Source organism: Paraburkholderia sp. SECH2, from assembly GCF_030464795.1.
GTDB lineage: Bacteria > Pseudomonadota > Gammaproteobacteria > Burkholderiales > Burkholderiaceae > Paraburkholderia > Paraburkholderia aspalathi.
In genome coordinates, this window is the sequence record NZ_JALPRH010000006.1 from 151432 (window position 1) to 165970 (window position 14539).

The 14539-nt window shown below is 62.6% G+C and carries 11 protein-coding genes and 1 tRNA gene; 8 read left to right on the forward strand and 4 right to left on the reverse strand.

The window, feature by feature from the left end:
* Positions 1-361 precede the first annotated feature (361 nt).
* Entirely contained in the window at positions 362-1777 is a 1416-nt protein-coding gene (gene glnA / locus M0D66_RS13660; protein WP_063496656.1) for a type I glutamate--ammonia ligase, read from the forward strand.
* Between the two features lie 21 nt (positions 1778-1798).
* Here the strand turns inward: glnA and M0D66_RS13665 are convergent, their stop codons facing one another.
* Entirely contained in the window at positions 1799-1969 is a 171-nt protein-coding gene (locus M0D66_RS13665; RefSeq protein WP_167378325.1) for a hypothetical protein, read from the reverse strand.
* A gap of 22 nt (positions 1970-1991) precedes the next feature.
* Here M0D66_RS13665 and glnL point away from each other — a divergent pair, with 22 nt between their 5' ends.
* The 3 genes from glnL (at position 1992) to M0D66_RS13680 (ending at position 6936) form a co-directional block, all read left to right on the forward strand.
* A complete protein-coding gene (glnL, locus tag M0D66_RS13670) occupies positions 1992-3134 on the forward strand; it encodes a nitrogen regulation protein NR(II) (protein WP_093633579.1) in 1143 nt (380 codons plus the stop codon).
* A 35-nt stretch (positions 3135-3169) separates the two neighbouring features.
* Positions 3170-4687 (forward strand): nitrogen regulation protein NR(I), encoded by a 1518-nt coding sequence (gene ntrC / locus M0D66_RS13675; protein ID WP_093633578.1) that lies wholly within the window; start codon positions 3170-3172, stop codon positions 4685-4687.
* Positions 4688-4797: 110 nt separating this feature from the next.
* The gene (locus M0D66_RS13680) at positions 4798-6936 is read left to right on the forward strand and encodes a prolyl oligopeptidase family protein (protein WP_266210898.1); all 2139 of its coding nucleotides are present in this window, start codon (positions 4798-4800) and stop codon (positions 6934-6936) included.
* An 18-nt stretch (positions 6937-6954) separates the two neighbouring features.
* Here M0D66_RS13680 and xth read toward each other — a convergent pair whose 3' ends face one another.
* Entirely contained in the window at positions 6955-7731 is a 777-nt protein-coding gene (xth, locus tag M0D66_RS13685; protein ID WP_266210899.1) for an exodeoxyribonuclease III, read from the reverse strand.
* 257 nt (positions 7732-7988) lie between these two features.
* Between xth and M0D66_RS13690 the strand changes: the two genes are divergently transcribed.
* A complete protein-coding gene (locus tag M0D66_RS13690; RefSeq protein ID WP_054038000.1) occupies positions 7989-8276 on the forward strand; it encodes a hypothetical protein in 288 nt (95 codons plus the stop codon).
* A 126-nt stretch (positions 8277-8402) separates the two neighbouring features.
* Positions 8403-8479, forward strand: a tRNA-Met gene (locus tag M0D66_RS13695).
* A 92-nt stretch (positions 8480-8571) separates the two neighbouring features.
* Here the strand turns inward: M0D66_RS13695 and M0D66_RS13700 are convergent.
* Positions 8572-9273, reverse strand: coding sequence for an aspartate/glutamate racemase family protein (locus M0D66_RS13700; RefSeq protein ID WP_266210900.1), 702 nt, complete (start codon positions 9271-9273; stop codon positions 8572-8574).
* A gap of 213 nt (positions 9274-9486) precedes the next feature.
* On the opposite strand from M0D66_RS13700, the gene M0D66_RS13705 reads away from it, so the two are divergent.
* Complete coding sequence (locus M0D66_RS13705) at positions 9487-10806, forward strand: amidohydrolase family protein (RefSeq protein WP_266210901.1); 1320 nt, start codon at positions 9487-9489, stop codon at positions 10804-10806.
* Between the two features lie 121 nt (positions 10807-10927).
* Here M0D66_RS13705 and M0D66_RS13710 read toward each other — a convergent pair whose 3' ends face one another.
* Entirely contained in the window at positions 10928-13036 is a 2109-nt protein-coding gene (locus tag M0D66_RS13710) for a M3 family metallopeptidase (protein WP_266210902.1), read from the reverse strand.
* A 349-nt stretch (positions 13037-13385) separates the two neighbouring features.
* Here M0D66_RS13710 and M0D66_RS13715 point away from each other — a divergent pair, with 349 nt between their 5' ends.
* Positions 13386-14486, forward strand: coding sequence for an acyltransferase (locus M0D66_RS13715; RefSeq protein WP_200617817.1), 1101 nt, complete (start codon positions 13386-13388; stop codon positions 14484-14486).
* Positions 14487-14539: the final 53 nt, after the last annotated feature.

The window sequence follows — 14539 nt, forward strand, 5'->3', positions numbered from 1 at the left end:
AGTCCGCACGAAGCAAGGAGATGTGCGCTCTGTAATGGTGCATATTCCGAAAAATGCACCAGAATAGAGATGTCACCCGTTGTCGATTTTGTGAATGCACTAACTCGGTGCGATACGCAACGTGAAGATTTCGGGGCCGCATGCGGTTCGGTGCGCCCATTCCCCGCAAACGCGCGCGCAGTGCGGTCCTGCGCCGGGTTGGCGCACACATGGCACAGAAGCTGCTTTATTGGTGCCGATCGATTTGTCCCAGCAGGCTTTTATGTTCATCCTCAACGATAGAGGGGTGGACGCGCCGGGACGGGTCAGCTAGATTGGGCGGCGGCTGAATCCGCCGAATTCGTTAATCAGGAGATAGGTTATGAGTAAATCCGTGGCCGACGTCGTTCAACTCGTCAAAGACGAGGACGTCAAGTTTGTCGACTTCCGTTTCACCGACACGCGCGGCAAAGAGCAACACGTTTCGGTGCCGGTGTCGGCATTCGATGAAGACAAGTTCGAAAGCGGCCATGCGTTTGACGGTTCGTCGATTGCCGGCTGGAAGGGCATCGAAGCATCGGACATGCTGCTGGTCCCGGACGCGAACACCGCCTTCATCGACCCGTTCTACGAAGAGTCGACCCTCGTCCTGACCTGCGACGTCGTCGAACCGGCTGACGGCAAGGGCTATGAACGCGACCCGCGTTCGCTCGCAAAGCGCGCTGAAGCGTACCTGAAGAGCACGGGCCTTGGCGACACGGCCTTCTTCGGTCCGGAACCTGAATTCTTCATTTTCGACTCGGTCAAGTGGGGTACGGACCAGTCGGGCACGTTCGTCAAGATCGGTTCGGAAGAAGCACCGTGGTCGTCGGCGATGGACTTCGAAGGCGGCAACACCGGCCACCGTCCGGGCACGAAGGGCGGCTACTTCCCGGTCGCACCGGTCGACACGTTCCAGGACATCCGTTCGGAAATGTGTCTGTTGCTCGAACAGATCGGCATCCCGGTCGAAGTGCATCACCACGAAGTCGCGGGCCAGGGCCAGAACGAAATCGGCACGAAGTTCTCGACGCTGGTGCAACGCGCCGACTGGCTGCAGCAAATGAAGTACATCATCCAGAACGTCGCGCACACGTATGGCAAGACGGCAACGTTCATGCCGAAGCCGGTGGTCGGCGATAACGGTTCGGGCATGCACGTTCACCAGTCGATCTGGAAAGACGGCACGAACCTGTTCGCAGGCAACGGTTACGCAGGTCTGTCGGAATTCGCGCTGTTCTACATCGGCGGCATCATCAAGCATGCTCGCGCGCTGAACGCAATCACGAACCCGTCGACGAACTCGTACAAGCGCCTCGTGCCGCACTTCGAAGCACCGGTGAAGCTGGCTTACTCGGCGCGCAACCGTTCGGCATCGATCCGCATTCCGCACGTGTCGAACCCGAAGGGCCGCCGTATCGAAACGCGTTTCCCGGATCCGATGGCGAATCCGTACCTGTGCTTCTCCGCGCTGATGATGGCGGGTCTGGACGGCGTGCAGAACAAGATTCACCCGGGCGAAGCTGCCGACAAGAACCTGTACGACCTGCCGCCGGAAGAGGATGCAAAGATCCCGACCGTATGTGCCGGCCTCGACCAGGCGCTGGACGCACTCGACGCGGACCGCGAATTCCTGACGCGCGGTGGCGTGTTCACGGACTCGATGCTCGACGCGTACATCGAACTGAAGACGGGCGAGCTGCAACGCTATCGTCAGTCGGTGCACCCGATCGAATTCGAAATGTACTACTCGCTGTAAGCGGCAATGGCGCTTCGCCCTTCAAACGGCGAAGCGCTTTGCCCGACGCTCGCGATCGGTCACGAAGGGACGGCGGCGCCGTCCCTTTTTTGTTAGGCGCGAATGAGTCCATTCGCGGCGTTCGTGACGTACAGGGGCAAAGAAGTAGCGCATCAGGCAGGACAATAAGCGGTACACCTGATTGATCACCATCTCCTATCGGCCAGACTGCAAGATGGTTCTGAAGAATCTGATGAAGGCAAGGAAAGGGCACGAGCAGACGCTGTCGGACGACGCTCAGCTCGTGGGTTCCGGTTTGCTGCCGGGCTTCGAGGCATTGCCGACAGTCGCGTTGGTGCTCGAGAAGCGCACGTTGCGCGTGGTGTTTGCGAACCCGTCGGCGGAGTCGATGCTGGAGCTCTCGCGCAAGCAATTGACGCAGATGGCGTGGCCGGACATCTTCTCGAACGCGGACGAACTGCTCGCCACGATTTCGGCGATCGCCGCCCACCGTTTTCACGCGACGCATCTGGACGCCGTACTCGAGCGTCCGGGCCACGAGCCGCTGCATGTGCATGCGGTCGTCGGTCACCTGGAAAGCGCGCAAGACTATGTGCTGCTCGAACTGTTCGAGAACGAGCGGCATATCCGCACCGACCGCGAGGAGCGCATCAACGACCTCACGGCGGTCAACAAACAACTGATCCGCAACCTCGCGCACGAGATCAAGAATCCGCTCGGCGGGATTCGCGGCGCGGCGCAACTGCTCGAATTCGAACTCGGCGAGCGTCAGCGCGACGAGTTGCGCGAGTACACGCAAGTCATCATCAAGGAATCGGACCGGCTGCAAACGCTGGTCGATCGCCTGCTGGAGCCACACCGTCATCCGCATATCGTCGGTGACGTGAATATTCATGAAGTGTGCGAGCGCGTGCGTCAGGTGATTCTCGCGGAGTTTCCGCGCGGTCTCACGATCGAGCGCGACTACGACGTGAGCGTGCCGGACCTGCGCGGCGACAAGGAGCAACTGATCCAGGCGTTGCTGAACATCGTGCGCAACGCTGCCGAAGCATTGCGCGAACGCATCTCGCAAGGCGATGCGCGCATCGAATTGCGCACTCGCATTGCGCGCAAGATCACCGTGTCGAAACGTTTATGTAAGCTGGCACTGGACTTGCATATCACTGACAACGGGCCAGGCATTCCCGAAGAAATCCGTGACCGCATTTTCTATCCGCTCGTGTCGGGGCGCGAGGACGGCAGCGGTCTCGGCCTGACGCTCGCGCAGACTTTCGTGCAACAGCACGACGGGCTGATCGAAGTGGAAAGCCGGCCGGGCCACACCGAGTTTCAGATTCTGCTGCCGCTCGACTGCTAACACCACAAGCCTCTCAAGACTTCTGAACGACCTATATGAAGCCGATCTGGATAGTAGACGACGATCAATCGATTCGCTGGGTGCTCGAAAAAGCGCTCGCCCGCGAAAACTTCGCGACTCGCAGCTTCGCGAACGTGCGCGAGGCATCGGCCGCGCTCGATCACGACAGCCCTCAGGTGCTGGTGTCCGACATCAGGATGCCTGGCGGCTCCGGCCTCGAATTGCTGCAGACCGTCCGTGACAAGGTGCCGGGCCTGCCCGTCATCATCATGACGGCGTTCTCGGACTTGGACAGCGCGGTCGCCGCATTCCAGGGCGGTGCGTTCGAATACCTCGCCAAACCGTTCGACGTCGACAAGGCGGTCGAGTTGATCCGTCGCGCGGTCGACGAAAGCATGCGCGGCGAACAGACGTGGGACGACCGCGTCGCCGATGCACCGGAAATGCTCGGCCAGGCGCCGGCGATGCAGGACATGTTTCGTGCGATCGGCCGGCTGTCGCATTCCGCGGCCACCGTGCTCATTACCGGCGAATCAGGCACCGGGAAGGAACTCGTTGCGCGCGCGTTGCACCGACATAGCCCACGCGCGAATGGTCCCTTCATCGCGTTGAATACGGCGGCGATTCCGAAGGATCTGTTGGAATCCGAACTGTTCGGTCACGAGCGCGGAGCGTTTACCGGCGCGCAGGCTATGCGCCAGGGGCGCTTCGAGCAGGCTGAGAACGGTACGCTGTTTCTCGATGAAATCGGCGACATGCCGTTCGATCTCCAGACGCGCCTGTTGCGTGTGCTGTCGGACGGGCAGTTCTATCGCGTCGGCGGCCACAATCCGTTGCGCGCCAATGTGCGCGTGATCGCGGCGACCCACCAGAACCTCGAATCGCGCGTGCGTCAGGGCCTGTTCCGCGAGGACTTGTATCACCGGCTCAATGTGATCCGTTTGCGTTTGCCGGCCTTGCGCGAGCGTAGCGAAGACATTCCGCTGCTTACGCGCCACTTCCTGCAAAAGAGTGCGCGCGATCTGGGCGTGGAGCCTAAGCGCGTGTCGGAAGAGGCGCTCGCTTATCTGGCATCGCTGCCGTTTCCGGGCAACGTGCGTCAACTGGAGAATCTCGCCAACTGGCTCACGGTGATGGCGCCGGCGCAGACCATCGAGATCAAAGACCTGCCGCCCGATCTGGGCCCCGCGCAAGTCGGCGTGGCCGATCTCACGGGCGGTGGCACCGGCGTGATCGGCACCGGTGAAGTAGGGCTCGCCGGCGGCGCGCCGATCAACGGCATCAGCGCAGCCGCGCATCCGGCCAGTGCTGCCGGCATGCCCGTCGCGACCGCCGTCGCCGCCTGGGAAGGCGGCTTGCGCACCGAAGTCGCGCGGATGTTGCGCGAGAATGCGGCCGACGTGATGGACGAACTCGCGCGCCGTTTCGAAGCGGCGGTGATTCGCGAGGCGCTGGATTTCACGCGTGGCCGCAAGGTTGAAGCGGCGGAGCGGCTCGGCATTGGCCGCAACACGATTACGCGCAAGATTCAGGAACTCAATCTCGAGCCCTGAGGTTTGCGCGGTCAGCCGGGGCGGCTTGGCAGCCGCTCCGGCGCGCAGCGTCAAAGGCTCTCCGGCTCCCACAAGGCATAATCAACGCTGTTTTCATTCGACAGCTGACGATGCCCGCTTCTGCCGCTTTTTTCTCCTGGCCGCTTTCTCCCGATCCCTTTCTGTCGCTCGAAGCGCTCGACGACCCTGACGCACTCGCATGGGTCGAAGCGCAGAACGCCCGCACGCGTGCCGCGTGGTGCAGCAGCGCGGAATTCGAGTCACTCAAACAGCGGCTTGCCGACGCTTATCTGCCGCGCGAGCGCCCGGTCATCCCCGATCGCTGGAAGGACTGGGCCTACGATCTGTGGCAGGACGAACGCAATCCCAAAGGCATCTGGCGGCGCACGACGTGGGCGGCCTGGCGCAGTGGCGCACCTGTCTGGCAGAACCTGCTCGACTTCGATGCGCTCGGTGCGGCCGAAGGCATGCCATGGGTCTGTGCCGAACTCGACATTCTTTATCCGGACGGCGATCGCGCGCTGGTCACGCTGTCGCCGGGCGGCTCGGATGCGCTGGTAGTACGCGAGTTCGACATCGACGCGCGACGGTTCGTGGACGACGGCTTCGTGATTGCAAAGGCCGGCAAGCACACGGCTTCGTGGATCGATCGGGACACGCTCTACGTCGGCTGGGACAACGGCCGCAAGACGCTGACGCGCTCCGGCTATCCGCGCGAAGTGCGGCGCTGGACGCGGGGGAGTGCACTGGCCGACGCGCCGGTGGTCTTCAAGGGGGCGTTTGGCGACATCGGCGTGGAGGCCCACTACGATCCGATCGAGCGGCGCCACACGGTGGTGAGCAGCGTCGATTTCTTCGATTCGCAGACGTACTACCTCGATATTGATAGCAACGACGGCGCCGCAGACAGGGCCGATGCATGGCACCGGTACGACGTACCCTCACACGTTGCGGTCGGCGGCTGGCAAGGCTGGCTGCTGCTCGAGCCGCGTCTCGATTGGGACTGCAATGGCGTGCGCTATCCGGGCGGCGCGTTGCTGGCGATCCGCGAAGCCGCGTTTTTGCGTGGCGAGCGTGACGTGGTGCCGCTTTTCACACCGACATCGCAAACCTCCGCCTGCGAGTGGACGCACACGCGCAACTACCTGATCGTGTCGTACCTGGAAGATGTGCAGAGCAGGACCTCGCTGTGGATCCCGTCGCAAGCGGCCGATCAAGGCTGGCACTGGCATCAACGTTTCTTTCCCTCACGTGACGATGTGCAGGCCGACGTCTCACCGATCGAGCCGACGCTGAACGACGAAGTGTTCGTCGATACCGACGACTATCTGCAGCCGCCTGCGTACTGGCTCACCGATCTTGCCCAGAACGACCTGACCGACTGGACGTTGCTCGACCGCTGGCCGACCCAGTTCGATGCGACGCCGTTCGCGGTGACGCATGGGCACGCGGTGTCCGCGGACGGCACGCGGGTGCCGTACACCGTGATCGGACCGCGGGTAGCGCAACACGCTGTGCAAGGGCAGACGGCGCAGACAGACGAGCAACCACGCCCATGCCTGCTCAACGGTTACGGCGGTTTCGCGATTCCGCTGCTGCCGGGTTATCTGACCGGGCCGGGGATCGGTTGGTTGGAGCGCGGCGGCGTGTACGTGGTGGCGCATATACGCGGTGGCGGCGAGTTCGGCACGCAGTGGCATACGGCGGCGCAGGGCGAGCATCGGCAGCGCTCGTTCGACGATTTCATCGCGGTGGCCGAGGCGCTCATCAGCACAGGCGTGACCAGCGCCGCGCAACTCGGTATTCAGGGCGGCAGCAATGGCGGCCTGCTGGTCGCGGTGTGCATGGTGCAGCGTCCCGAGTTGTTTGGCGCCGTAGTGTGCGAGGTGCCGCTGCTCGACATGAGCCGCTATCACCTGTTGCACGCAGGCGCATCATGGATCGATGAATACGGCGATCCGGACGAGCCAGACGAGGCACGCGTGCTGGCCGCTTACTCGCCCTATCATCGCGTGAGTGCGGACGTCGCGTATCCGCCGGTGCTGTTCACCACATCGACCGCTGACGATCGCGTGCACCCCGGACACGCGCGCAAGATGGCCGCGCGCATGCAGGCGCTGGGCGCAGAAAAGGTCTGGTATCGCGAGAACACGGAAGGGGGCCACGGCGGCTCCGATGAGCTGGAGCAGGCCGAGCACGATGCGATGGTGTTCGAATTCTTGTGGCGCTGTTTGAGCGGGGCGACGTAGGCCCCGCTCGCCGTGCGTTCAGCCGATCTGGGCGACGACCGGCGCGTGGTCCGACGGCTGCTCCCACTTGCGCGGCACCTTGTCGACATCGCAGGACGAGCACGCCTCGGCGAGCGCTTTCGATAGCAGAATGTGGTCGATACGCAGCCCCGCGTTGCGGCGGAACGCCATCATCCGGTAGTCCCACCACGAATAGATCTTCTCCGGCTGCTCGAACTGACGGAACGCATCGACGAGACCGAGTTCGACCAGCCGCACGAACTCGGCGCGCTCTTCGGGCGACACCAGATTCTGGCCTTCCCACGCTTTCGGATCGTGCACGTCGCGATCTTCCGGCGCGATGTTGTAGTCGCCGAGCAGCGCGAGTTTCGGATACAGCGCCATTTCGCTCGCGACCCAGTCGTGCAGGGCGGCGAGCCAGTTCAGCTTGTAGGCGAATTTGTCGGTGCCCGGCGCCTGGCCGTTCGGGAAGTAAGCGGAAATGATGCGCACGCCCTCGATGGTCGCGGCGATCACGCGTTGCTGCGGGTCTTCGAGGCCGGGGATATTGCGCACGATGCTGCTTTCGTCGACGTTCAGGCCGTCGCGCACCAGGATGCCGACACCGTTATACGTCTTCTGGCCCGCGAACCAGCTTCGGTAGCCTTTCGCTTCGAGTTCGGCGCGGGGGAATTTGTCGTCCGTCAGCTTCAATTCCTGCAGGCACAGCACGTCTGCGTGGCTGGTTTCGAGCCAATCGATGACGTGCTGCAGGCGCACTTTGAGGGAGTTGACGTTCCAGGTGGCGATTTTCATAAAGTTCTCACATTCTTGCTGGGCAAGGCTTTGTGGGGCGCTGGCCCCGCGTTCCGCTTTATTTTTGCTTCAGCGACGACCCGTCTGGCGACCCGGATCCGGATTGGCAGGATCGGGTCGATTCCGATAGTCCCGCATCTTATCGCGCGAGACGACCGACGGTGAAAATTGCCCCGGCGGCCGTCAAAAATAAAAGCCCGATGCCGTCATGCCACGGCGTATAGTGGGATCACATTTACGCGCATCGGGAACGCATCATGGCCCAACTATATCCAGCCCTTTATAAGGACTTCGAAGTGCATCCGCTGGTGTTTTCGCGGCAGTTCGACAAGTTCGACGGTCACAAGCGTCATGCCGAAGGTTACGACGTTGCAGTACGCGTGTGCCGGCCGGGCGCGATCAGCGGCTCGAAGGCAAGCCGCGTATTCCGTCTGGTGCTGGCGTCCACGTTCTCCGATTTCGGTGTCGCGAAACGCAGCGCGAGCCAGTATGGCGCGGACATCATCGACGGCAAAGTGGAAGGCGCGACGGTCGAGGATCTCTGAGTAGTCTGCTTATGTGCGGCGTTCACCAGCTGCATGAGCGCGACCCGCAACAGGCACCTCATTTGAAATTATTTCGTCCGATTGTTTGACGTCTCGCGAACCACCCTATATACTCTTTTTCTCTGACGCGGGGTGGAGCAGTCTGGCAGCTCGTCGGGCTCATAACCCGAAGGTCGTAGGTTCAAATCCTACCCCCGCAACCAAGCATTGTTGAAAGCCCGCTAGCGCAAGCTACGCGGGCTTTTTAACTTCTGGCGTTCGCTTTCACGCGTGCATGCGCCGCGTGCACTTGCATTCACTCCTCCGACTCGATCGCCCAGTCCACTGCCGCTTGCGCATGCAATTCGGTCGTGTCGAATACGGGTAACGCCGAATCTTCCGGCTTGATCAGCAAGGTGATTTCCGTGCAGCCGAGAATCACTGCCTGCGCACCGCGCGCGGCCAGTCCTTCGATCACACGTTGATAGACCGCACGCGAGGCGTCATTCACGTTGCCGTGGCACAGCTCGTCATAGATGATGCGGTGCACATCCGCGCGTTCGGCTTCTTCGGGAATCAGCGTCTCGAGGCCGTAGCGTTCGCTCAAGCGCCCCGTGTAAAACGTCTGCTCCATCGTGTAGCGTGTACCCAGCAAGCCCACCCGCGCGATTCCTGCGGCGCGCAGCGCCTTGCCGGTCGGATCGGCGATGTGCAGGAAGGGCACGCCGATCGCCCGTTCGATCGATTCGTACACGCGATGCATGGTGTTGGTCGCCAGTATCACCAGGTCGGCGCCGCCGCGTTCGAGTTGGCGCGCGGCGTCGGCCAGCTGATCGCCGAGCGCCGTCCAGTTGCCGGCGCGCTGGTTGGCCTCGATCGGCGCGAAGTCGACCGTCAGCATCAGGCTGCACGCGTTGTGGTGGCCGCCGAGACGCGCCTTGGCGTGGCGGTTCAGGAGCCTGTAGTACTCGGTGGACGACTCCCAACTCATTCCGCCGATCACGCCGATGGTTTTCATGGTCTTGCTCCGTTGGTGGATGATGCAGGCGGTTGCGTATCGAATGCCAGGCATCGAACGTGTGGAAAGTCGAGTATAGGCGGGCGTTGTCATTCGTAGCCGGTACGCATTCCTCTCCGCCTGCCGGTACGGCGTCCTGCTAAAACGCGGGCACACACTTTCTGACGCCGATAGAATCGCAATCAGTCAAAGAGCGGTCAACAGGAGCGAATCATGGATCTGATTATCCGCCGCGCGACGCTGCCGCCGAGCGCCACATCACAGCACAAGCAGCACAAGCAGCACAAGCAGCACAAAGAGCCGGTCGACATCGGCATCGAAGCGGGCCGCATCGTCGCCGTCGAACCGAATCTGGCCGCGAGCGCGCATGAAGAAATCGACGCCGCCGGTTCGCTCGTCACGCCACCATTCGTCGATCCGCATTTCCACATGGACGCGACGCTGTCGTACGGTCTGCCGCGCGTGAATGCGTCGGGCACCTTGCTGGAAGGCATCGCGCTGTGGGGCGAACTGAAGCCGGACCTCACGCAGGAGGCGCTGATCGAGCGCGCGCTGCAGTACTGCGATTGGGCTGTCGCGCGCGGTCTGCTGGCGATTCGCAGCCACGTTGATGTATGCGATCCGCGCTTGCTCGCCGTCGAAGCACTGCTTGAAGTGAAGCGCCGCGTCGCGCCTTATCTCGACTTGCAACTGGTCGCGTTTCCGCAGGACGGCGTCTTGCGCAGCGCAGGCGCATTCGAGAATCTCAAGCGAGCGATTGCAATGGGCGTCGACGTGGTTGGTGGGATTCCGCATTTCGAACGCACGATGGCCGACGGCGCGCAGTCCGTGCGCATGTTGTGCGAGTTCGCGGCGGAGCAGGGCTTGCGCGTCGACATGCATTGCGACGAATCGGACGATCCGATGTCGCGTCACATCGAAACGCTCGCCGCCGAAACGCACCGGCTCGGCTTGCATGGGCGCGTCACCGGTTCGCATCTGACCTCGATGCATTCAATGGACAACTATTACGTCAGCAAGCTCTTGCCGCTGATGCGCGAGTCGGGCGTCGCGGCGATCGCCAATCCGTTGATCAACATCACCCTGCAGGGCCGCAGCGATACGTATCCGAAACGGCGTGGCATGACACGCGTGCCGGAGATGATGGCGGCGGGCATCAACGTCGCGTTCGGCCACGACTGCGTGATGGATCCGTGGTACAGCCTCGGCTCGGGCGACATGCTCGAAGTCGCGCACATGGGTTTGCATGTTGCGCAGATGACGGGCGTCGACGGCATGCATGCGTGTTTCGACGCGGTCACGGTGAATGCCGCGCGTATTCTCGGGCTGGAAGACTACGGCGTCGCGCCGGGTTGCGCGGCGAATCTCGTGCTGCTCGATGCGCGCGATCCGGTCGAAGCGATCCGCTTGCGCGCCGCGCGGCTTGCAGTGGTGAGCCGCGGCAAGGTGGTGAGCCGTGCGCCTGCTGCGCGCGCGGCGTTGTCGCTGGAAGGGCGTCCTGCAGAGGTCGATTTCAAACTGCATCGCGGTTAGCCGCAGCGCACCGCTCGCGGCGCGCGTTCATGAAAAAAGCCGGTGCCTGCTCTCGCAGGTCACCGGCTTTTTTATCGATGTCGGCGCTATCTACAAAGCCGACCGATGCTTCACCACAAGCTCAATGCGCGGCGCCAGGCGCCATGCCGTTGTGCCGCAACAAGGCGTCGATATTCGGCTCGCGGCCGCGGAACGCCTTGAACGATTCCATCGCGGGACGGCTGCCGCCCACTTCCAGAATCTCCTTGCGGTAGCGCATGCCGGTTGCCTGATCGAGCACGCTGCCGCTCGCGGCCTGTGCGGCTTCTTCGAACGCGGCGTACGCATCGGCGGACAGCACTTCAGCCCACTTGTAGCTGTAGTAGCCTGCTGCATAACCGCCCGCGAAAATATGGCTGAACGTATTCGGCCAACGCGAGAACGAAGCTTGCGGCACCACGTGGAAACGCTCGTTGATCTCGCTCGCGAGTTCGGTGGCGTTCTTCGTGCCGGACGCATCGAAACCGGTATGCAATTGCATGTCGAACATCGAGAACACGATCTGGCGCAGCGTGCCGAGACCGCTCTGGAAATTCTTCGCGGCGAGCATCTTGTCGAACAGATCGCGTGGCAACGGCTTGGCCGTGTCGACGTGCGAGGTCATGTCGCTCAGCACGTCCCACTCCCAGCAGAAGTTCTCCATGAATTGCGACGGCAGTTCAACCGCGTCCCACTCGACGCCATTGATACCCGACACGCCCAGTTCATCGACACGCGTGAGCATGTGATGCAGACCGTGGCCGAACTCGTGGAACAGCGTGATCACTTCATCGTGCGTGAAGCAGGCGGGTTTGCCGCCGACCGGCGCCGAGAAGTTACAGGTCAGATACGCCACCGGCGTCTGCACGCTGCCCTGAGTGTGCTTGTGACGGCCGCGGGCATCGTCCATCCATGCGCCGCCGCGCTTGCCTTCGCGTGCATACAGGTCGAGATAGAACTGGGCGACGAGGCCGCCGTCCTGATTCCCGACGCGGAAAAAGCGCACGTCCGGGTGCCACACGGCTGCTTCGTCGCGACGGATGCGCACGCCGAACAGCGTTTCGGTGACCTTGAAGAGACCCTTGAATACGACGTCTTCCGGGAAGTACTGTTTGACTTCGTTCTCGGAGAACGAATAGCGCTTCTGACGCAGGCGTTCAGCGGCAAACGTCATGTCCCACGGCTGCAGCTCGGCCATGCCGAGCTCGTTCGCAGCAAATTCGCGCAGTTCCTTCCAGTCCTGTTCAGCATGCGGGCGCGCGCGCGTGGCGAGGTCTTCGAGGAAGGCCATGACTTGCGCCGGGGACTCGGCCATCTTCGGCGCAAGCGAGACTTCGGCGAAGTTGTTGTAGCCGAGCATGTGCGCTTCTTCGGCGCGCAGCTTCAACTGATCGGCGAGCACGGCCGTGTTGTCCCATTCCGGCTTGCCATTGCCATATTGCGGGCCGAGTTCCGATGCGCGCGTCACATACGCGCGGTATATCGTTTCGCGCATCGCGCGATTTTCCGAGTACTGCATGATCGGGAAATACGACGGGAAGTGCAGCGTGAATTTGTAGCCGGTCTTGCCTTCGCGTTCGGCCGCTTCCTTCGCGGCTTCGATCACGTCTTCGGGCAGGCCGGCCAGTTGCGCTTCATCGCCGGCCTCGACGATGTAGGCGTACGCGTTGGTCGCGTCGAGCACGTGATCCGAAAATGCTTTCGACAAGCCCGCCTGCTTTTCCTGCAATTCGGCGAAATGCGGCTTCTGGTCTTCCGGCAATTCCGCGCCCGACAGGCGGAAATCGCGCAGCGCATTACCGAGGATTTTCTTGCGCTCGCCGGTCAGCGAGGAAAAATCGCTGCTGGCGTGAAGCGCCTTGTACTTCTCATAGAGCGCGAGATTCTGGCCGACGCTCGACCAGAATTCGGTGACGCGCGGCAGATTCTCGCCGTACACCGCGCGCAGCTCCGGCGTATCCGCCACGGCGTTCAGATGGCCGACGACGCCCCAGGCGCGCGACAGCGGTTCGGTGGCGCGTTCGACCGGCTCGACCACGTCGGCCCACGAAGCGGGCGTGATGGGCTGGGCGGCGCGCTCGACGGCGGCGGCCGCATCGGCGAGCAGGATATCGAGGGCGGGGGTGACGTGTTCGGGGCGGATTTCGCCAAAGCGCGGCAGATCGGAGAAATCGAGGAGCGGATTGTCGTGCTTCGAGGGGGTATTGGACATAAGGCTTCCTGTCTGACGCGGGTGAACGGGTAATCGGTGCATCGACGGGCGCGCGATGGCGCCCCAATGACACTCCATAGAGACATTATTGGGGCAGGGCGCGCCGATTCCAATCCGTCGGTAGACAAATTATCAGATGTCGCGCGACTGTGCCCGGAGGAGCCGGTGCCACACGCGGTTCCGGCGGCCGCAAGGCAATGCGCCAGGCAATGCGCCAGCGGGTTGCCGCCGCCAGAACCGCTCTCGCAGTGCCGCGGCGCTCTGTGCGAAAGCGAACGGTGCAAATTGCTGCCATGCCACATTCTGGCGCGTCGGCACCCATTAGTGACGCTTTCTGTAAGAGGTATCGATGAACCCGCTTTCGCACGCCCTTTCGCGCAACGGCAACAATTTCGATCTCGTGCGGCTCCTTGCCGCCATCGCCGTGGTGTATGGCAATTCATATCTGATACAGGCCCCCGACGGCACGACGGATTGGGTCCGGAACGCGCTCGGTTTCGACGGTTTTGGCGCACTCGGCGTCTATGCGTTCTTTCTGCTGAGCGGCATGCTGGTGACCGCCAGTTTCGACCGGCAACGCTCGGTGCCGCGTTTCGCCGCGTTGCGCATCGCGCGCCTGTGGCCGGCGGTGGCGGGCGGCTCGCTGGTGACCGTGTTCATCGTCGGGCCGCTGTTCACGACACTGCCGCTGCGCGACTATTTTGCTTCCGGCATGACGTGGGCCAACCTCGACAACTTTTCCACCATCGTGCTGAAAACCGGCTGGGTGGTGCCCGGTGTATTCGAGCACAACCGCTTTCCAGTCGACGTCGCCGCGCCGCTGTGGACGTTGCCGCTCGAAGTGCGCTGCTATCTGATCGTGATGGCGACCGGCATGCTGGGCTTGTTGTCCAGCGCGCGGGGGGCGGCACTGGCGGCGGTGCTCGGGTGCGCCGCGTTCGTTCTGCGCGTGCATCTGCCGCATCTGCAGATCGGCCTGCGTGACTTCAGCGAAACGCCCGGCGGCTATTCGTTCTGGCCGGAACCGTTTTTCATGCTGGGGATGCTGCTGTATGGCTGGCGCGAACGGATCGACATCAACGGCCTGACGGCCGTCGCGCTGGTGATGGTGTTTCTGGTGTTCCGCGACACGGCCGGCGCTCAACCGCTTTTCTATCTGGCGTTTGTTTACGGCGTGCTATGGGTGGGCGCGACGCCGCTCTTGCGGCGCTTCGTGCCGCGCAACGATTACTCGTATGGGATTTATCTGTACGGCTTCATGGTGCAGCAATGCGTCGCGAATATCGCGCCGCAGTTGAGCCATGTGACGGCGGTGCTGATCGCGGCGCCGTTCATCCTGCTGTGCGCGGCGCTGTCGTGGCACTTCGTGGAGAGGCCGGTGCTGAGGTGGTGCCGCGGGCGTCTTGCGCGCCGGTCAACGACGCTTGGCGCTGGGGTAGTGACGCGGTGAGTGTCATGTTTGACGCCGACGTGTGCAACTGGCGCTGGCTGCCCCGGTTTGAC